Origin of the sequence: Arthrobacter sp. NA-172, assembly GCF_043952055.1 — a bacterium.
Lineage (GTDB): Bacteria > Actinomycetota > Actinomycetes > Actinomycetales > Micrococcaceae > Arthrobacter.
The window spans coordinates 1,795,919-1,815,072 of the sequence record NZ_JBINOT010000001.1 but is presented as its reverse complement, the minus strand read 5'-3'; the positions used below and the strand labels follow the sequence as shown (position 1 = coordinate 1,815,072).

Sequence of the window (19,154 nt, the reverse complement as noted above, 5' to 3'; positions counted from 1 at the left end):
CATCCATGGCCAGCCCCCGGGTACGGGGTTCAAAGTGCCCTTAGGCGCCGCAGTACTTGCTGTAATCGGTGCCCGCGTTCTGGTAACCGGCCTTCAGCGAATCGACCTTCGCGGAATCCGGGTTATCCTTCGCGGATTCGTCGAGATAGTCCACGATTGCCTTCAGGGTGGGCTTCAGCTCATCCGAGGAGACGGCCAAGATAGGGCGGATCGCGTTGGCGAACCGGATCATTCCGGTCTTGTCGGTGCTGTTCGTGGGGTTCGAGATGACGGTCTTGACCCGGCTGCAGGTGTCCGCGGTGCTCAGCTGCTGGGGTGCGGAGCAGGCTGAAGCGGAGACGAGGAGCCCGGCCGCGAGCAGGGTGGTGGTGATTTTCTTCATGGTTCCCTCAGTAGTTGCTGACGTTTGATTGTAAGCAGACGTCGAGCAGTGCCCAAGGCAAGCCGGGCCCGCGCAACAATCCGTTGCTTGCAGCTTGGGCTTGGATAACGACGGCGGAGGGGTCCCCCGGCCGTCTGGCCGCGGGACCCCTCGAGTGTTGGCTGTGCGCCGGATCAGCCCTGGATGAGGCGGAGATCAGCGGGGGATCAGCGCTGGGGGAGGGCCTTGGTTCCTTCGATCTGAACAGCCTGCAGCTTGTTCGGATCCAGGCCAAGCGTCTTCAAGATGGTCGGCGCAATCTGCGTCGTCTCCACAGCGCTGGTTACGGTCCGGGCGTGCTCGTCATTGGCGCCGGAGATCACGAGCGGCACATCGCGGTCGTCCGCGCTGGCTCCGCCGTGTTCGGCGATCTTGGCCTTGCCGCCGGTGTAAACCACGCCGGTCTGGGCGATTCCGAGGATGTCCGGGTAGCGGGCATCGCTGGTTTTGGTGCCGAAGTAGTTCGCAACTTCGCTGCCGGCATAGACCTTGCTCAGCCCTGATGCGGTCACAGTCTTGGCTGCGCCGTTGATGTCATTGCCCGCTGCCGAGTGCGCCGCCAAGTAGTCCTTGGCGAACTGTGCGGCTGCCTGCGAGTGGTCCGAGAGCCACAGCTGCATGATGTCGTCGTCGGTTGAGAATGCCACAAGGTCCGCGGTGCCGGGGTGGGCCGACTTCCAGGCAGCGTTCAGGCCGTTGATGATTGCGCTGTCAGGCACCCTTGTGAGTGCTGCCGGGTCCGTGGGGGACTGTCCGTGCTTGGCGGAAAGGATCACGGTGGTGTCCTTTGCGTGGCCGGAAGTGGCCAGCGAGGCCTGGAACTTGCCCACGGAGGCGTTGATGAAATCCAAAGCCTTGCTGAGGAGCGGTCCCGGAACGGTGCCGCCCTGAAGGTAGCCACCGGTGAGGCCGTCCGACGTCGGGAGCTTCTGCGCGGTGGAGACGGACTGGAAGTTCATCCCGAAGATCGCCGGTACGGCGGCCGTCTTGGTGCCGGAGTGGTCCTTGCCGTCGATTTCGTTGACCACTGCCTGGACCTTATAGCCGTCGTACTGCTGCGTTGCGGCGTTGTCTTGCGTCCAGTCGCCGGTGAACGGAGCGGCCGCCTTGCTGTTGATCTCGGGGGTGAACAGGTCATCCAGGCCCTTGCCGGACGGGCCGTTCAGGATCTCGTAGGCCGGGTGCTTGTCCGACCATGCGGTGGTCATTCCGGCGCTCTTCGCCACTTCGAAAACCGTGTTGACCTTCAAATACTGGTGTGGGTAGACCGGCTTGCAAGTCGCCGGGTCAACCGGGAGGGCGGCCGGGTCAAGGAGTGCGCCGGGCTGGCCAGTCATGTTCAGGATGCTGGCCGGAAGCCCGGGCAGGCCCTGGCCGGCGTCGAGGGCCTGCTGGTTCTTGTCGGCTGCTTCGGTGAAGGCCACCTCTGCGCCGGGTGCAGTGTTCTTGCAGTCCGTTGTGCCTGCGGGCAGGAGTGCCCTGTTGAAGGTGTCGTCATAGTAGACGCCGGTGGTCCCGGGATTGCCGCCGGTCAGCTGGCCGACCATGCCCGGGAAGGAATCCGACGGCACGGGAGTCTGGGCGTGCGTGTAGCTGGTGCCGTGGTTGACCAACGATGCCAGGGCCGACGTCGGGTGGTCCTTCACATACAGGTCCAGATCCTTCTGGTGGAGGCCGTCCACCGAAAGAAGCAGGACATGCTTCGAGGTTTCGCCCTGGCCACCTTGGGCGCCCTGGTCCTGGCTGTTGTCTGAGCCCTGCTGACCTTGGGCACCCTGGCCGCCACGTGAAGCGTCGTCGGCCATCGCAGGCGCTATGGCGGATCCGGCCATCAGCACGGCGCCGAGAACCGCCGCTGCGGCAAGCCCGTTTTTCTTAGCTGTCTTCATCAAAATAAGACCCTTCGCTATTGCATTGCTTATCGACTGGAGGTGTTACCCGGGTCGATTCTTGCGCCTGGAGAAGGGTCCTGTCCCGCGGATTTGCCCCCACCGCTAAAACGTTCATGACAGGTTCAATCAGGAGTAGCCGAATTCTTCCGCAACTCACAGGGAAAATCGCGTAACCCCCGGGTGGCGGGGAGTACGCGATTTTGTGGCGGAGGAGTTCTACCGTCGTTTCAGGACGTTGTCTTTGGCTGCTTACCCGACGGGCGCGCCCAATGACGCCGAAAACTCAATTGCCACTTTCGCCGCGAGGGCGCCGGCTTGCTCCAAGTGGCGGCCGAACCGCTGTTTCGGTGCACTGACGTTGAATGCTGCGACGATCCGCTTCTTGAAGTCGTACACGGGGGCCGATACACCCACCACCCCGGGTTCGAACTCTTCATCGACCACCGCGTAGCCGCGGCGGCGGATCAGGGAAATCTCGGCGCAAAGATCCTCGAAGGTCTGGATTTTGTTGGGCCGGGGACCGGTTTGGCCCTGTCCCGCCTCAAGCGCAAAAGGAGAGGGGTCCTTCAACTCGGAGGCCTTGGCGGCATTAGTGTCGTACCAATCGCGCAGGGCTGTGGTGTCCCAGTCGCTGACCAGCACGCGGCCGGAGGACGTGCCCCAGGCGTCTGCGCTTACGCCTTCCCAGCCAAGTGCTCTGTAGGTGTGGTTGGACATCTCGCTCTTCAGCGTGAGAACTGTGCCGCCACGTAGAACGCACAGGTGCGTGGTCTCATGGGTGGCCGCGGAAACCCGTTTGAGGAAGGGCGCCGAGGCGCTGACCATCCTCGCCTCCGCCGTCCGGGCGGCCAAGGCGTAAAGGCCGTAACCGAGGCTGTAGAGCAGGCTATCCGGATCCCTGTCCACCAGGCCCGCTTCGGCCAGGGTGGCAAGCGTCCGTGACACCTGCGCTTTGTCCCGGCCTGCGATCTCGGCAACCTTGCTGACGCCCAGTCCCGAGGAGGCGACGGCCTCCGGGGATCCCAGAATCTCCAGGAGTTCCAGATCGCGCCGCAGGCCCGAAGAATTGCGCCGCGGGGAACGGGCTGCTGCGGACACTTTTGAGTCACTCATAGGATGACGATAGCAATGTCGAGTTGACATATCAACAACTCGCATTGCGCAAAAGGGAACTCTCCCCATAACGTTGTGGCATGGCTCACGCAGTTCTGAGTCCTCATCCTTGACCCGACGAAGTGAAAAGGAGGATCACGTTGAACGACTCGTTCTTCTCGGACTTCGGTTTGTTCCTCACGAAGAGATCGGCAGAAATCGCCGAATCCGCCACTCAGCACCTTGTGGTTGTTTTGGTTTCCCTGCTGATCGCCACGGTAGTCGGCGTCGGCATCGGAGTGCTTGTGTGGAATAAGCCGATCAGCCGCTCAGTGGCGATCGCCGGCGCCGGCGTCGGCCTGACCATTCCGTCCATGGCCCTGCTGGCACTGCTGATCCCGGTGCTGGGCCTCGGCTGGACCCCCACCATCGTGGGACTGGCCTTCTACGCACTCCTTCCCATCATCCGCAATACGGTGGTGGGACTGCGCGAAGTTCCGCCAGCCGTCTCCGAATCCGCCCTGGGCATGGGCATGGGAACAGTAAGGACGCTGTTCCGTGTACAGCTACCCATGGCGTGGCCTGTGGTCCTCACCGGCGTGAGAGTTTCAGCCCAACTCTCCATGGGTATCGCCGCGATCGCCGCCTACGTGGGCGGACCCGGCCTTGGCGGAATGATCTTCAAAGGCCTCTCCAGCCTCGGTTCCAAAAACGCCCTGAACTTTGCCCTCGTCGGAACCGTCGGCGTCATCATTCTTGCCCTATTGCTGGATGCGGCGTTCGTCCTCATCCGCCGCCTCACTACTTCAAGGGGACTTCGTGCCTGAAACAATCTCCCGTCCGGCCGCCGGCGCCCGGATCGTCCTCAAGGACGTCACCAAGACCTACCCCGGCCAGACCGGACCCGCCGTTGAATCCTTCTCCATGGACATCGCTCCCGGCGAGTTGATCATGTTCGTGGGACCCTCCGGCTGTGGCAAGACCACCACCATGAAGATGATCAACCGAATCATCGAGCCGACGTCGGGATCCATCACCATTGACGGCGAGGACATCCTCTCCCTGAACCCCAACGAGCTCCGCCGCCGGATCGGCTACGTGATCCAGCAGATCGGCCTCTTCCCGCACATGACCATCGCCGAGAACATTTCCGTGGTCCCCAAACTCCTCGGCTGGGACAAAAACAAGACCCAAGCCCGCGTCGATGAGCTGCTGTCCGTCGTCGAACTCGACCCCAAGGTCTTCGCTTCCCGCTACCCGCGGCAGCTTTCCGGCGGCCAGCAGCAGCGCGTCGGCATGGCCAGGGCGTTGGCGGCGGATCCGCCAGTCATGCTCATGGACGAGCCTTTCGGTGCCACGGACCCCATCACCCGCGAAAAGCTGCAGAGCGAATTCCTCCGGCTACAGGAAAAGCTGAGCAAGACGATCGTCTTCGTCACCCACGACTTCGACGAGGCGGTCCGGCTCGGCGACCGTATAGCAGTACTGTCCGAACGCTCGCAGATCGAGCAGTTCGACACTCCGGCAAATATCCTGGCCAATCCCGCCAACGACTACGTCTCTCAGTTTGTGGGACACGGCGCAGCCCTGAAGCGCTTGGGCCTGATTCCGGTGAACCAAGCCACGCTCGGCCCCGGCGTGGCGATCCGCGGCGCCATAGAGGTTCGCATCAATGATTCCCTCCGCGATGCGCTTGATGCGCTGGTCCTCTCCGGGGGGAGGCCGGTAGCCGTGGTCAGCGAACACGGCAGGGTGGTCGGATCGATCGACATCGAGAAGATTTCTGCTGTCCTGGGTACCGAAATCCTTCCCGACGCGTTGAGCAGCGCGGGAGCCGCCGGTGGAGTCCAGCCATGACAGCCCAAGCCACTTTGGATCTTGCCACGGCCTTCGGAACAGCATCTAACCGGCGGGGGAAGTACTTCTCCGTCAAGCGGTTCGGGACCCCGGTAGTCATCGTCCTCGGGCTGCTGGCGCTCTTCCTTTGGTTGAGTTCCCTGTCCCTGGACTCGATCGAACAACGGACCTTGAACTGGCAATATCTGCAGGACCGGACTTTGGAGCATGTACGGCTGACCGTGGTCGCATCCGCGATCGTCGCTGTGATCGCCGTCCCGGCCGGCATCGCCCTTAGCCGCATTCGGTCCAAGGCCGTCCACGCAGTGGTGTTCGGCATCGCCAACGTTGGCCAGTCCACCCCCGCGATCGGCCTTGTCATTCTCCTCGCCATCGTGTGGAAGCTCGGCTTCGAAGTGGCTCTCGTGGGCTTGGTGGCCTATTCCGTCCTGCCGGTCCTCCGGAACACCCTGGTGGGCTTGGAACAGGTGGACAAGAGCCTCACCGAAGCCGCACGCGGGATGGGCATGCACCCGTTGCAGGTGCTCACCCGGATTGAACTTCCCTTGGCTATCCCGGTGATCGTGGCCGGTCTCCGTACCGCCTTGGTGTTCTGCGTCGGTGTGGCCACGGTTGCGACGTTCATCAACGCCGGAGGCCTGGGCGACATGATCATCAACGGCCTCAAACTCCAGCGCTGGCCCGTGCTTATCACTGGAGCCGTGGTGGTTTCCTGCATTGCCCTGACCATCGACTGGCTCGCTGGACTGGCCGAAGACCTACTCAAGCCCAAAGGCCTCTAGGCCCACCTCCTCCACCGCCCGAAATCCTCAAAGTGTTCCCCTCAGTGGCGCCTGTCCACTTCAGCAAAGGATCCAACATGAAGAAACCACTTCTCGCACTTCCTGGCCACCGGCGTCGTTGCCGCCCTGAGCCTCACCGCATGTGGTGGCTCCGCGAGCTCGTCCACAGACACAGCCAAGGGCAAAGAGCTCGACGGATTGACCGGCGTATTCGGCGCCAAGGACTTCTCCGAACAATTCATCCTGACCAACATCACAAGCCAGGTACTGAACGCCCACGGCGCCAAGACCACCACCAACACCAAAGTGGTTGGCTCGGCCAACGTCCGTACTGCCTTCGAAACCGGACAGTTCGCCGGCTACTGGGAATACACGGGCACCTCGTGGATCACTTACAACAAGCAGACCACGCCAATCAAGGACAAGAAGCAAATGTTCGATTCCGTGAAGGCCGCCGATGCCAAGAAAGGCATCGCGTGGCTGGATCCGGCCCCGCTCAACAACACCTACGCCTTCGCTATCCGTGAGGACAAGGCGAAGGAACTGAACATTAAGTCCCTTTCCGACATCGCGAAGCTCCCGGCAAAAGACCAGACCTTCTGTATGGAAAGCGAATTCTCCACCCGGGACGACGGTTGGCCCGGGCTGAAGAAGGCCTACGGACTGAGCCCCGACGCCAAGGTCTCCATGCTGGACACCGGGGTCATCTACACCGCCACCCAGAAGGGCCAGGACTGCAACTTCGGCGAAGTCTTCGAAACGGACGGCCGGATCTCGGCGCTGAAGCTCCAGGTCATGCAGGACGACAAGCAGTTCTTCCCCATCTACCAGGGAGCCCTCACCATCAAGGCGGACATGTTGGCCAAGTACCCGGCCATCGCAGACATCATGGCAAAGGTCTCTCCGAAGCTCACCACCGAGGTCATGCAGAAGCTCAATGCCAAGGCCGACGTCGATGGTGACGATCCGGCCCAGATCGCCAAGGACTGGCTCACCTCCGAAGGACTGATCTAGGGATGACTGCTGAACAGTTTGCCGTTCAAGACACGCCGGCGCGGGCGGCGCGGACCACCGCTGTACAGATTGGCGAATCGTTCATAGGCGACGGCGTCAATGCGGCCCACGTGAACACGGTCCTCGGTCACCGGGACGGCCCTGCCGGCATTGCTTGGGCTACGGCCTTGGCGACGCCGAGCAGTGGGCATGTCCCCTTTGTCGCTGTCCTCCGGCCTTCCCTTCCGGTCAAGCCGCTGACCTTGTTTGTCACCAAGGCCGCCCCGGCCAATGATCAGCACGGCAACCTCATCTGGGGTGCAGCGCAGGCCGGCATCGCAGCCGGTGTCGCGGATGCACTGGCCAACGGGACAGTCACGGGAGAGCAGGCCGACTCGCACGTGGTGATCGCCGCCGTCTGGGTCAATCCCGCCGCCGATGACGAAGACGCCGTCTACCGCAATAACCGCGAATCTGTCCGCACCGCCCTGGAAAACGGCGCACAGCATCTGCCTTCCTCTTCCGCGGTGATCGAGGCACGCAACTCACCGTCCAATCCCTTCTTCACCCCGCGAGGCTGAAAACAATGAAGATCACCGCAATCCGGCTGACCCGCATGGTCCTGCCTCTCGACCCGCCCTTCAATGCCGCCTGGGACCCCGTACCCCGCACTTCCTTCCCGGCCACCCTCGTAGAAGTGGAAACCGACGAGGGCATCACCGGCGTCGGTTCGGGCGACACCATGGACGGTTTCGAAGCCTATGAGCACCTGTTCATCGGCACCGATCCGCTGGCCATTCTCAACCAGGTCCGCCGGATCGAGACCATCAACTTCCACGGCGGCCGCTACTGGCCCTGGAAGCGGCGCTCTGGGACATTATCGGCAAAGTCGCCGGGCTGCCGGTTGCCACTTTGTTCGGCGGGGCCCGGGACAGACTGCTTGCCTACGCCTCCTCCGGAGAGCTGAAATCGCCCACCGCCCGGGCCGAGTCAGCGCTCGCAGCCAAGGACCGCGGTTTCAAGGCCATGAAGATCCGTATCTCCCGGGATCGCCTCGAAGAGGGCGTCGAATCCGTCCGTGCTGCCCGCGAGGCCGTGGGCAGCGATTTCGACCTCATGGTGGACCTTAACCAGATGTGGCGCATGAGCGGGGACATTGAACCGGCCCTGGAACTGGCCAAGGTCCACAAGCTCGCTGCACAGCTGGCCGAACTGGGCGTCCGCTGGCTTGAGGAACCCCTTCCACAGGCTGACATCAAGGGTGCGCAGCGCGTCCGCGAACAGACCGGAATCCAAGTCTCGGGCGGCGAAATGGTCCGCAGCATGTCCGAGATGATGGCTCTCATCGAAGCCGACGCCTACGACATCTACCAGCCGGACGTATCCCTTGCCGTGGGTATGTACAGGGCGCGCCAGGTGGCCGAAACCGCCAACCTTAAGCACCGCTTCTTCACCCCACACACCTGGAGCAACGGCCTCGGGCTGTTGGCCAACCTGCACGTGGCGGCGGGCGTGGATGCGGGGCCATACTTGGAATTCCCCTATGATCCGCCGGGCTGGACGCCGGAACGCCGCGACTTCTTCATGGAGCCGCTGGAGATCGACGACGACGGCGCACTCCGGGTGCCCGACCTCCCGGGCCTGGGAGCTGTTATCGACTACGACGCCGTCAAGAAGTACTCGGTCTAAGGAACCACGCGATGACTGCAACTAAGAACGACTGGATCCGTCGGGCCGCTGCCCAGCAACCAGCCACCGGACTCTACATCGACGGCGGCTTCCGGGACGCCCGCAACGGCGAAACGTTCCCCACCGTCTCGCCCCGCGACGGCTCGGTCACCGCCCACATTGCGGCCGCGGGGGAGCAAGACGTGGACGACGCCGTCGGGGTCGCCCACCGCGCCTTCGAATCCGGCGTGTGGTCCCGCACCGACCGCCGCCACCGCCAACAGGTCCTCACACGGCTCTCCGAACTCATCGTGGAAAACCTTGAGGAACTGGCGCTGTTGGAATCAACGGACAGCGGCCACCCGATCAGTGATGCGCTCGCCGTCGATGTCCCGAGCTGCGCCCGCACGTTCCGTTGGTACGCGGAAGCGCTGGACAAGGTCTACGACGACGTCGCACCCACTCCTCGAAACGCCCTGGCCATCATCTCGCGGGAGCCGCTCGGAGTGATCGGCGCGGTGGTTCCCTGGAACTACCCGCTGATTATCTCCGCCTGGAAGGTGGCGCCGGCCTTGGCCGCCGGCAACTCGGTGGTCCTGAAGCCGTCGGAGCAGACCAGCCTCAGTGCCCTTCGCTTGGCCGAGCTGGCCACGGAGGCAGGCGTGCCGGACGGCGTCTTCAACGTCATCCCGGGCCTGGGCCACGTGGCCGGAGCAGCATTGGGCCGCCACCAGCTCGTGGACAAGATCACCTTCACCGGTTCTCCGGAAGTGGGCCGCTACTTCCAGCGCTATGCGTCCGAGTCCAACGGCAAGCAGGTGGCGCTGGAGCTGGGCGGAAAGTCCCCGCAGGTAGTACTGCACGACGTCGGCGACATCGCCGCGTGTGCGTCCGCCGTTGCATGGGGCATCTTCTACAACGCCGGCCAGACCTGCCACGGCGGATCCCGGTTGCTGGTGGACGAACGTATCCACGATGAACTGCTTGAAGAGGTCATCAAGGTAGGCCGCTCCCTGCAACTCGGCGACCCTCTGGACCCTGCCACCCAGATCGGCACCATCATCGATGACCGGCAGCTGCAGAGCATCCAGGGCTACTACGACATCGCTGAATCCGAGGGCGTCACCGTCGCCAGCGGCGGGAACCGGATCCACCCGGCCGGAGTCGAAAACGGCTACTACCTGGAGCCCACGGTCCTTGACAGGGTCAACAACGCCGGGCGCATCGGCCAAGAGGAAATCTTCGGGCCGGTCCTGGCCGTCAGCACCTTTCGGGGTGCTGCCGAGGGCGTCCGGATGGCCAACGACAGCAAGTACGGGCTCGCCGCCAGCGTCTGGACGCAGGACATCACCAAGGCGCACACCGTTGCCCGCGAATTGCGCGCCGGCACTGTCTGGGTGAATACCTTCGACGTCGCGGACATCATCACTCCCTTCGGTGGATTCAAGGAGTCCGGCTTCGGCAGGGACCGCTCCCTGCATGCCCTGGACGCCTACTCCGCCCTGAAAACCACGTGGATCAACCTGGGCGATGAAGCCCTGAATGACTGAGCCATTGAACATCGAAAACTCGAAACGAGACTTGATATGACAACCACAGCGCACGACGCTGCCGCGACCGCGCTTATGCTCCCCGGAACTGCCCGCATCGGATTCATCGGGCTGGGCAATATGGGCTCCGGAATGACCCGTAACCTGCAGGCTGCCGGCTTCCAACTGATCGTCAATGACGTCCGCAAGGAATCCGCCGCGGATCTCCTGGCCAACGGCGCCGAATGGGCGGACTCCGCCGCGGCAGTCGCCGCCGGCTCCGACGTCGTGATCACCATGCTTCCCACACCCAAGCATGTGGAAAGCGTCGCAATGGCTCCCGGCGGGATCCTCGCTGGACTGCCCGACGGCGGCACGTGGGTGGACATGTCCACTTCTGTCCCCGAGGTGGCCAACCGGGTCCGGGAGGCCGGCGCTGCCCGCGGCATCCGCGTCCTTGACGCGCCGGTCAGCGGAATGTCCGTGGGCGCAGCGAATGGCATGCTGCAGATCTTCGTCGGCGGCGACGCTGCCGACGTCGAGCGCCTTCGCCCGGTGTTCGAAGCGATGGGCGATCCGGAGCGGATCCTGCACGTAGGCGGCCACGGAGCCGGTTACGCCGTAAAACTTATGATCAACCAGCTGTGGTTCTCCCACTTGGTGGCCACCGCCGAAGTCCTCAGTACCGGCGTCAAGGCCGGCGTGGACCTGGAAGTCCTGCGGCAGGCCCTCATCGCCAGCCCGGCCAACTCCAATTTCGTCCAGAACGACGTCCTGTCCATCCTCAACCACGGCGACTACGACGAAGGCTTCGCCATCGCCCTGGCGTGCAAGGACCTTGGCTTATCCGTGGACCTCGCCCGGTCTGTGGGAGTTCCAGTGGAGTTGTCCTCGCTCGTGGAGCAGCTCTACCGCCGGGCCAAGGCCCTCTACGGCGACAAAGCCGGTGAAATGACCCCCGTGAAACTCTACGAAGACGCCATCGGCGTGCAACTGCGGACCGTTCCCGCAAATGACCCTGCGCCGGCAGCAGAAGGAGCCTGACATGCACACCCAAATGCAGATCCACGCGGAGCTGGCCTCCACTGAACTGACCCTGGACCCCAAGCCGACGGCCTACTTTGGCCGCGGCAAGGTGGCCGAGGTCGGCGGGATCGTGGCCGCGCTCGGCGGGAAGAACGTGCTGATCGTCACGGACCCGTTCCTCGCCACTACCGACGTCGTGGCCGCCGTCCGCGCCTCGCTCGAGGCCGCGGGGCTGCGGGTCACTGTGTTCGACGGCGTCACCCCCAACCCGACTACCACCTGCGTCGATGCGGGCTCCGACCTGGCCGCATCCTCCAACGTTGACGTCCTCGTCGCCGTGGGCGGCGGCTCGTCCATGGACGCGGCCAAGGGGATCTCGCTGGGAGCCGTGAACCCGGCCCGCGGCGCAGGGCTGGACTACAGCAACCATTTCGCCAACCCGGCGCTGCCCATCGTGGCGGTCCCGACGACGGCAGGCACCGGCGCGGAGGTCAACGCTTTCGGTGTGGTCACCGACGTCGAGGCCCACCGCAAGTTCTACGTCGGCCACGAGTCCGCGCTCCCCAAAGCCGCCGTGCTGGACCCCGAGCTGACTCTCGCCCTCCCGCCGAAGGCCACGGCAGCCACCGGAATGGACGCCCTTACCCACGCGATCGAGTCCTACTCCTCCATCCGCCAGAACCCGTATTCGGACGGCATCGCCCTCCAGGTGGTGTCCATGGTGGCCGAGTTCCTGCCGCGCGCAGTGGCGGACGGATCGGACCTGGAGGCGCGCTCGCAGCTGCTCCTGGCCTCGCACATTGCCGGCGTCGGTTTCTCGCACACCGGCCTCGGTCTAGTGCATGCCATTGCGCACCCGCTAGGCGGCCGCTTCAACATCCCGCACGGCCTGGCCCTGTGTCTCGTGATCGAGGATGTGCTCCTGCTGAACCTCCGCAACCGCCTGGACCGGACTGCCCGGCTGGCTTTCGCCTTGGGCGTGGGGGATACCGCGGCCTCCGTGGAGGCCAACGCTGAGGCTGCGATCACTGCTGTTGCTGCCTTGGCCCGCGACGTCGGCATGACTGCGCGCCTCGCTGATTTTGGTGTCACCGCAGCTGACCTCGACTCCCTCGTGGAAGACACACTGGCCGACTCCGTCATCAACAACACCCCCGTGGCGCCCACCGCCGTCGAAATCCGCACGATCCTCGAGAAAGCGCTCTAAGTGGAAAACATCCTGGCCCCCACGCTGACAGACTCCGAACTGGAGTTCGTAGCAACGCTGCCGAAGCAGCTGTTCATCGACGGCGAATGGAGAGATGCGTCCGACGGCGCCACCTCCGCCGTCGAGGATCCCTCCACCGGTGCCACGCTGGCTTGGATCGCGGATGCATCGCCGTCCGACGGCGATCAGGCGCTTGCCGCCGCGGCCCGCGTCCAGGACAGCTGGGCTGCGACTCCGCCACGCGAACGCGGGGAAATCCTGCGCCGCGCCTTCGAACTGGTCACCGCCCATGCCGGCGATTTCGCCCTGGCCATGACCTTGGAAATGGGCAAGCCGCTGGCCGAATCGCGCGGTGAAGTGGCCTACGGTGCTGAGTTCCTGCGCTGGTTCTCCGAGGAAGCCGTGCGTATATCCGGCCGCTATTCCACGGCTCCGGACGGCAAGTCGCGGCTGCTGGTTACCAAGCGTCCCGTGGGTCCGTGCCTGTTCATCACGCCGTGGAACTTCCCGTTGGCTATGGCTACCCGCAAGATTGCGCCGGCGATTGCTGCCGGTTGCACCATGGTGCTCAAACCCGCAAACCTCACGCCTCTGACGGCGCTGCTCCTCACTGAGGTGTTCCGGGAAGCCGGACTGCCCGCTGGTGTCTTGAACGTCATTCCTACCACTCGCCCGGGCGAGGTGACGGGTCCGCTGATCCGGGACAGCCGCTTGCGGAAATTGTCCTTTACCGGATCCACCGGAGTGGGCCGGCAGCTCCTCGCCGATTCGGCCCACCAGGTGTTGCGGACCTCCATGGAACTTGGCGGCAACGCCCCGTTCCTGGTCTTTGAGGACGCGGACCTCGACGCCGCCCTGGATGGCGCCATGCTGGCCAAGCTGCGGAATATGGGTGAAGCATGCACCGCGGCCAACCGCTTCATCGTGCATGAATCGCTCGCCACGGAATTCAGCCGCGGCCTCGCGGAGCGCATGGGCGCCCTCAAGCTCGGCCGCGGATCAGCGGAGGGGACCAACATCGGGCCCCTCATTGACGCCAAGAGCCGCGCCAAAGTGGATGAGCTGGTCCAGGACGCCATTGCCGGGGGAGCGACGGCCCTGACCGGCGGGTCGCCGTCGGACGGCGACGGTTACTTTTACCCGCCCACGGTACTGACCAATGTGCCCGCCACCGCGCGGATCCTGCAGGAGGAAGTCTTCGGGCCGGTGGCACCCGTGGTGAGCTTCCGCACGGAGGCCGAAGCCATCGAGGTGGCCAACGACACTGAATTCGGCTTGGTGGCATACGCCTTCACCCGGGACCTGAACCGCGGGATCCGGCTTTCGGAGCGTCTGGACGTGGGAATGTTCGGGCTGAACACCGGCATCGTGTCCAATCCCGCAGCACCGTTCGGCGGCGTCAAGCAGTCCGGTATGGGACGGGAGGGCGGCACGGAAGGCATCGAGGAGTACCTGGAAACCCGCTACATCGGCATCGCGGACCCCATGGTTGGCGTTTAGTGCGGATTATCGTGACGGGCGGCACCAGCGGGATCGGTGCCGCCCTGGTCCGCGAATCCCTCCGCGCTGGCCATGACGTGTTTGCAACAGGACGCGACGCCGGCCGGCTGACAGCATTTCTTGAGTCATGTTCCGGACCGGGCACCGGCGGTGGCCGCGCTTACGGCGCCATCGCCGACGCCGCGAATTGGGATCAAACGCGCGACGCCGTGGCTGCCGCCGTCGAGGCCATGGGAGGACTCGACGTCGCGGTGGCCAACGCAGGATTCTCAGCATCAGGGGACCTTGCCGACGGCGACCCCGAAGTTTGGCGGGACATGGTACTCACCAATGTCTATGGCCCCGCGATCCTGGCCAAGGCAGCATTGCCGCATCTAACGGCCAATCGCGGGCACATGGTCCTCATGGGCAGCACCGCCGGACGCAAGGTGTATCCCGGGAACCTGTATACGGCCACCAAATGGGCAGTGACGGGCTACGCCGAATCCCTCCGGCAACAGCTTGTCGGCAGCGGTGTCCGGGTGCTTCACATCGCCCCCGGTCATGTGGACACACCTCTGTGGAAGGAAGCGCCCGACGCCGCGATCGCTCCGGAATCCGTGGCAGAAGCCATGCTCTGGGCGCTCGCCCAACCGCCCGGCGTCGACGTATCGGAAGTGACGATCCGGGCTACTGGGCAGGAGTTCTGAACCTTAGGGCGCCGGCACCTGCCCCGGCGCCGGTGTCGGCGTGCCTGTCATCGATGCGGGTGGCGCGGGGAAGGCGGCCGCGGGGTAGAGCCCGGCGATCCGGGTCATGTAATTTGCCCACTGGGGTCCGGCCAGCATGTAGCCATCGATGGCGGTATAGAACTTGCCGTTGATAGTCACGTTCTGGCCCGCTCGGCTCTGTCCTGCCAGGGTGTCGCCGAAGAAGGACGCCGTGGCGAGTCCCGTGGTATATCCCACCACCCACGTCGAGCCGTTGCTGTTGCTGGTTCCCGTTTTTGCTGCGGTCGGGAACAGGTCCTGGACTTTGGGATTGATGTAGATCCCGGAGCCACGCTTGAGGACGTCTTGGAGTACAGAGTTGATGCCACGGGCAACTTCCGGTTTGACGGCGTCCCGGCAGGAGCTGGATTGGGCCGGCAGCCTTGCTCCGGCCGGGTCCGTCACGCCCACAACAGCGATTGGGGCGCAGTACCTGCCGTCGTTGGCGAAAGTCGCGAAGGCATTGGCGAGCACAAGCGGGGCAACTTCGGTGCCGCCGAGGAGGTTGCCGAGCTGGTGCATGTTCACGAGGGAGTTGTCCACGCCGCTGTGGAGGCCCACGGCATTCACTACTTTCTGGATGCCACAAAAGTCCAGCTGCGTAGCTTCGGCGAAGGTGGCGGTGTTGATGGAGTTGTAAAGCCCGTAGTTGACGGGCATCGGGCGGTAGTAACCGGCGTCGTTGTTGCGCAGATCGTCCGCTGTGCCGAGTCCGGCGATCTTCTGGGCCGTGCTGTAGCCGCCCAGCACCCTTCCGCAGCTGGATTTCCAGGGGAATCCGAGAGGATAGGTTCTCCGCGATGCGTCCACGATGGTCGTCATGGATTTGCCCTCGTTGAGCCACTCCGTGAAGGTGAACGGCTTCATGGTGGAACCCGGTTGGAACCCTCCGGCTCCGTTCAGGTCATTACCGTTGGCGTCCATGGAATCAACGTTGAAGTTGAGCTGGGTATCGAATTTTCCGGGTTCGGGCAGGAACACGGTGTTCTGCGCCATTGCCAGGATCTTGCCCGTCCCCGGCTGCACCGTGACCAAGGAAGCGCCCCATTTGTCCGGGTTGGCGCCTGCCGTGGCGTCGACCTGCTCCTGCGCCACAGCCTGCAAGCGGCTGTCCAGCGTGGTGGTGATGGTCAAGCCGCCGCGGTAGAGGAGCTGTTCCCTGTCCGCGACGGTGCCACCGTACGCCGCGTCGTTGAGGATGAGGTGGGAGATGTAGTCGCAGAAATACACAGCTATGTCCGCGGCGGCGCAGCCTTGCTTCCCGGGGGTGATGGCGAGCTTGATGGGAGTTGCGACGGCGGCCGCGAATGCCGCCTGCTTGATCTTGCCCTGAGCCAGCATGTCGCCCAGCACCTGGTTGCGTCGCTTGATGGAGTTGTCCGGGTAAATGGACGGGTCATAATAGCCGGGACTGTTGACCAAGCCCGCCAAAAGGGCAGCCTGGGGGAGGGTGAGGTCCTTGGCCGAAACGCTGAAGAAATGCCGTGCCGCGGCTTCGATGCCGTACGCGTCCCGGTTGAAGAACACGATGTTGAGGTAGCCCTCCAGAATTTGGTCCTTGCTGAACCGCTTTTCCAGTTCAACGGCTAGTTTCATTTCCCGCAGCTTGTCGCCGAGGTTCTTCTGTCCGCTGAGCACCACGTCCCCGCTCCGGCCAGCCGCCAGGCGGGACTCGTTGAGCACGTTGGTGACGTACTGCTGCGTCAGGGTCGATGCGCCCTCCCGGGTCCCCTTGGTGAGGTTGGACGCTACTGCCCGGAGAATCCCCTGGGGATCGATGCCGCCATGCTGGTAAAAGCGGTTGTCCTCGACGGCGACAATCGCGTCCTTGATGTAAGGAGACATCTGGTCCAGGCTGACCCGCACGCGGTTCTCGGCATAGAAGGTGGCGATTGTCTTTCCGTCGGAGCTGAGCACCCTGGTGGACTGCGACGGCGGGTCTACCGCCAGATCACCTGGCAGGTTGTCGAAGAAAGTGACTGAACCACTGACGGCCATTCCCGCCGAAGCCACGCCGGGAACCACCAACCCCGCGGCCAGTACGCCACAAACGGCACTCACCACAAAGAATCCGAGGACCCTCCAAAGGGTCGCGGCCACACCAGTCTTTGGGTTGTTCTTCAACGCCATGTTTCCAGCTATCAACCGGGAGTATTTCAAGACTACGCCGCCGTTCCACCCGTTCAACCAGGCGCCAAAATCCGTGGCGACACGGACATTGTGGTTATGTTCATCACTTCGCCCGCGTGCTGACCTGAATCGATGTTTTGCCGGATGCATACTGAAGTTGTTCGGGTGCGGAAGCGGAAGGCAGGTGGGCAGCCGGTGGAGACTTTGATGGCTGTTTTGAGGAGCGAGTATTTTCCCGCGGCAGCGGTGCTCGTGGGCGTGATCTTGTTCTGGACAATCGGCTTGCTTGGCGGGTTGTCCTGGCTGAGCGGAGGGCAGCCGCCCTTGGCCATCTTGACGTGGATGATCTTCATCTATGGCGTCGTTGTGCTTTCTCCGCTCGCCGGAATCATTGCCGCAGTGGATCTTGTCCGCCGCTGGTTGCGGAACCGCCAGGTGCGCCGGCAGCAGCTGGGAACGGCCGACGTCGAATCCCGCTAGTATCCCAAGTACTCCCCACCGCCACCCTCGCCTCGCAAGCTCGGCCAGGGAACCCTGGCGGCGTGGGCCCCCGCATTTGTTGTCGTTTTCAGCCCTCATAACGACGTCTACTGCGAGCTAGTTTGGGTGGCACAAACGGAACGAGGACTCACCATGATCACACGCGCCGACGTCGACGAAGCAGCCGTCCGGATTGCGGGGAAAGTACGCCGCACCCCAGTCATCGAAGCTGATCCGGGAACCGTGGCCGGGCAGCTGTGGTTCAAATGCGAATACATGCAACACACGGGCACGTTCAAGGCGAGAGGCGCTTTCAACCGCGTCTTGGCAAGCCGGGAGCGCGGCGAGTTGAAGGACGATGTTGGAATTGTCGTCGCCTCAGGCGGGAACGCCGGGCTCGCGAATGCTTACGCCGCTGGGCAACTCGGGGTGCCGGCAACCGTGTTTGTTCCTGAAACCGCCCCTGCCGTGAAGGTCCAGAAGCTCAAGGCGAGCGGGGCCACGGTGGTTCAGCACGGAACCGAGTACGCCGAAGCGTTTGAAGCCGCACTGGCGTACGCCGAGGAAACCGGCGCCGTCTACTGCCATGCATACGACCAGGCCGAAATCGCCGCTGGCGCCGGCACGGTCGGCTCGGAACTCCTCGAACAGCTAGGCGACGTCGACACCGTGATGGTCGCCGTCGGAGGCGGCGGCCTCATGGCGGGAATCGCGACGGCTGTCGAAGGACGTGCGCGGGTTGTTGGCGTTGAGCCGGACAACGCGCCCACCCTCTACTCTGCGCTCGCCGCCGGGGCTCCGGTTGACGTTGCGGTCTCCGGGATTGCTGCGGACTCGCTGGGCGCCCGCCAGATCGGCCGGATCGGTTTCGAAGTGGCGGTCCGCACGGGCGTCCGTACCGTTCTGGTGTCCGACGACGACATCGCCGCCGCGCGCTCGCTGCTGTGGGAGCAATACAGGATAGTCGTGGAGCACGGCGCAGCAACCGCGTTCGCAGCGTTGAACTCGGGGGCCTACGTTCCCGCAGAAGGAGAACGGGTGGCAGTGATCCTTTGCGGCGCCAACACAGACCCGGCCACCGTCTAAAGCGACAAGGAAAAACGGCACGCCTTGAGGCGCGGTGGCGCATCGTGCCGCACGCGCACTCCGGAGTTGCTAAGCTCTAGCCCAAATGCCGGGGCAGGCAAAACCGCTTCAGGAACGGACAAGTGACATGACGCGATTGATCATCATGGGCCCTCCTGGCTCGGGCAAAGGCACCCAAGCTGAATACATCGCCCGGCATTTCGGGATCCCTGCCATTTCCACCGGAGACATTTTCCGCGCGCACGTCGGCGGCAACACGGCACTCGGCGTCGAAGCCAGCAAATTCATGGACAGCGGCGAATTCGTGCCGGATCACGTCACCAATGCCATGATCCGGCAGCGGCTCGGCAATACCGACGTCGGAGCCGGGTTCCTCTTGGACGGCTACCCCCGCACGACGTCCCAGATTGACGCCCTGGATGGCATTTTGTCCGGCAACCAGCAGCAGCTTGATGCGGTTGTCGCGCTGACCGTCGGCGACGACGAACTGGTGGACCGAATGCTTCGAAGGGCGCAGGAGCAAGGCCGCAGCGACGACACGGCGCCGGTGATCCGCCGTCGCCTGGAGCTTTATCGCGATGAGACCCAAGCCGTGGTTGCGCGGTACTCGGAGCGCGGAATCGTACTCGCCGTGGATGGTGCCGGCCAACGGGAAAACATCACGGCCAAAGCCATATCCGCCATTGAATCAGCACTAGGGAAGGGACTGTGAACGGTCAACCGAACAAGGGCCAAAGGATCG

Annotated in this window: 19 protein-coding genes; 15 read left to right on the top strand and 4 right to left on the bottom strand. The window is 63.8% G+C overall.

Features of this window, described 5'->3' with window-relative positions; genetic code table 11:
• Nucleotides 1-40: 40 nt before the first annotated feature.
• The 3 genes from ACF0H6_RS08985 to ACF0H6_RS08975 form a co-directional block, all read right to left on the bottom strand.
• Nucleotides 41-382 (bottom strand): hypothetical protein, encoded by a 342-nt coding sequence (locus ACF0H6_RS08985; protein ID WP_395249295.1) that lies wholly within the window; start codon nucleotides 380-382, stop codon nucleotides 41-43.
• Nucleotides 383-588: 206 nt separating this feature from the next.
• A complete protein-coding gene (locus tag ACF0H6_RS08980; protein WP_395249294.1) occupies nucleotides 589-2,310 on the bottom strand; it encodes an alkaline phosphatase family protein in 1,722 nt (573 codons plus the stop codon).
• A 252-nt stretch (nucleotides 2,311-2,562) separates the two neighbouring features.
• Nucleotides 2,563-3,426, bottom strand: coding sequence for an IclR family transcriptional regulator (locus tag ACF0H6_RS08975; protein ID WP_395249293.1), 864 nt, complete (start codon nucleotides 3,424-3,426; stop codon nucleotides 2,563-2,565).
• A gap of 140 nt (nucleotides 3,427-3,566) precedes the next feature.
• On the opposite strand from ACF0H6_RS08975, the gene ACF0H6_RS08970 reads away from it, so the two are divergent.
• The 12 genes from ACF0H6_RS08970 (at nucleotide 3,567) to ACF0H6_RS08915 (ending at nucleotide 14,656) form a co-directional block, all read left to right on the top strand.
• Nucleotides 3,567-4,232, top strand: a complete 666-nt coding sequence (locus ACF0H6_RS08970) for an ABC transporter permease (RefSeq protein WP_395249292.1) — start codon at nucleotides 3,567-3,569, stop codon at nucleotides 4,230-4,232.
• Complete coding sequence (locus ACF0H6_RS08965) at nucleotides 4,225-5,262, top strand: ABC transporter ATP-binding protein (protein WP_395249291.1); 1,038 nt, start codon at nucleotides 4,225-4,227, stop codon at nucleotides 5,260-5,262. The genes ACF0H6_RS08970 and ACF0H6_RS08965 overlap by 8 nt, the downstream gene beginning before the upstream one ends.
• On the top strand, nucleotides 5,259-6,044 hold the full coding sequence (locus ACF0H6_RS08960; protein ID WP_395249290.1) for an ABC transporter permease: 786 nt from the start codon (nucleotides 5,259-5,261) through the stop codon (nucleotides 6,042-6,044). The genes ACF0H6_RS08965 and ACF0H6_RS08960 overlap by 4 nt, the downstream gene beginning before the upstream one ends.
• Before the next feature lie 198 nt (nucleotides 6,045-6,242).
• Nucleotides 6,243-7,058, top strand: coding sequence for a glycine betaine ABC transporter substrate-binding protein (locus tag ACF0H6_RS08955; RefSeq protein WP_395249289.1), 816 nt, complete (start codon nucleotides 6,243-6,245; stop codon nucleotides 7,056-7,058).
• Between the two features lie 2 nt (nucleotides 7,059-7,060).
• Nucleotides 7,061-7,618 carry a formaldehyde-activating enzyme gene (gene fae / locus ACF0H6_RS08950; RefSeq protein WP_395249288.1) on the top strand — a complete coding sequence of 186 codons (558 nt, stop codon included), beginning with the start codon at nucleotides 7,061-7,063 and terminating at the stop codon, nucleotides 7,616-7,618.
• Between the two features lie 5 nt (nucleotides 7,619-7,623).
• Complete coding sequence (locus ACF0H6_RS08945; RefSeq protein WP_395249287.1) at nucleotides 7,624-8,004, top strand: hypothetical protein; 381 nt, start codon at nucleotides 7,624-7,626, stop codon at nucleotides 8,002-8,004.
• Nucleotides 7,950-8,726: a mandelate racemase/muconate lactonizing enzyme family protein gene (locus ACF0H6_RS08940; RefSeq protein WP_395249286.1), complete on the top strand. Its 777-nt coding sequence runs from the start codon at nucleotides 7,950-7,952 to the stop codon at nucleotides 8,724-8,726. Before ACF0H6_RS08945 ends, ACF0H6_RS08940 begins: the two co-directional genes overlap by 55 nt.
• An 11-nt stretch (nucleotides 8,727-8,737) precedes the next feature.
• Nucleotides 8,738-10,255, top strand: a complete 1,518-nt coding sequence (locus tag ACF0H6_RS08935) for an aldehyde dehydrogenase (RefSeq protein WP_395249285.1) — start codon at nucleotides 8,738-8,740, stop codon at nucleotides 10,253-10,255.
• A gap of 36 nt (nucleotides 10,256-10,291) precedes the next feature.
• Complete coding sequence (locus ACF0H6_RS08930; RefSeq protein WP_395249284.1) at nucleotides 10,292-11,278, top strand: NAD(P)-dependent oxidoreductase; 987 nt, start codon at nucleotides 10,292-10,294, stop codon at nucleotides 11,276-11,278.
• 1 nt (nucleotide 11,279) lies between these two features.
• A complete protein-coding gene (locus ACF0H6_RS08925; RefSeq protein WP_395249283.1) occupies nucleotides 11,280-12,467 on the top strand; it encodes an iron-containing alcohol dehydrogenase family protein in 1,188 nt (395 codons plus the stop codon).
• A gap of 9 nt (nucleotides 12,468-12,476) precedes the next feature.
• On the top strand, nucleotides 12,477-13,967 hold the full coding sequence (locus tag ACF0H6_RS08920; RefSeq protein ID WP_395249916.1) for an NAD-dependent succinate-semialdehyde dehydrogenase: 1,491 nt from the start codon (nucleotides 12,477-12,479) through the stop codon (nucleotides 13,965-13,967).
• 11 nt (nucleotides 13,968-13,978) lie between these two features.
• Nucleotides 13,979-14,656 (top strand): SDR family oxidoreductase, encoded by a 678-nt coding sequence (locus ACF0H6_RS08915; RefSeq protein ID WP_395249282.1) that lies wholly within the window; start codon nucleotides 13,979-13,981, stop codon nucleotides 14,654-14,656.
• Nucleotides 14,657-14,659: 3 nt separating this feature from the next.
• Here ACF0H6_RS08915 and ACF0H6_RS08910 read toward each other — a convergent pair whose 3' ends face one another.
• Nucleotides 14,660-16,846 (bottom strand): transglycosylase domain-containing protein, encoded by a 2,187-nt coding sequence (locus ACF0H6_RS08910; protein ID WP_395249281.1) that lies wholly within the window; start codon nucleotides 16,844-16,846, stop codon nucleotides 14,660-14,662.
• Nucleotides 16,847-17,053: 207 nt separating this feature from the next.
• Between ACF0H6_RS08910 and ACF0H6_RS08905 the strand changes: the two genes are divergently transcribed.
• The 3 genes from ACF0H6_RS08905 (at nucleotide 17,054) to ACF0H6_RS08895 (ending at nucleotide 19,124) form a co-directional block, all read left to right on the top strand.
• Nucleotides 17,054-17,326, top strand: coding sequence for a hypothetical protein (locus tag ACF0H6_RS08905; RefSeq protein WP_395249280.1), 273 nt, complete (start codon nucleotides 17,054-17,056; stop codon nucleotides 17,324-17,326).
• A 153-nt stretch (nucleotides 17,327-17,479) separates the two neighbouring features.
• Entirely contained in the window at nucleotides 17,480-18,412 is a 933-nt protein-coding gene (locus ACF0H6_RS08900; protein WP_395249279.1) for a threonine/serine dehydratase, read from the top strand.
• Between the two features lie 127 nt (nucleotides 18,413-18,539).
• A complete protein-coding gene (locus ACF0H6_RS08895) occupies nucleotides 18,540-19,124 on the top strand; it encodes an adenylate kinase (RefSeq protein WP_395249278.1) in 585 nt (194 codons plus the stop codon).
• The last annotated feature ends 30 nt before the right edge of the window (nucleotides 19,125-19,154 follow it).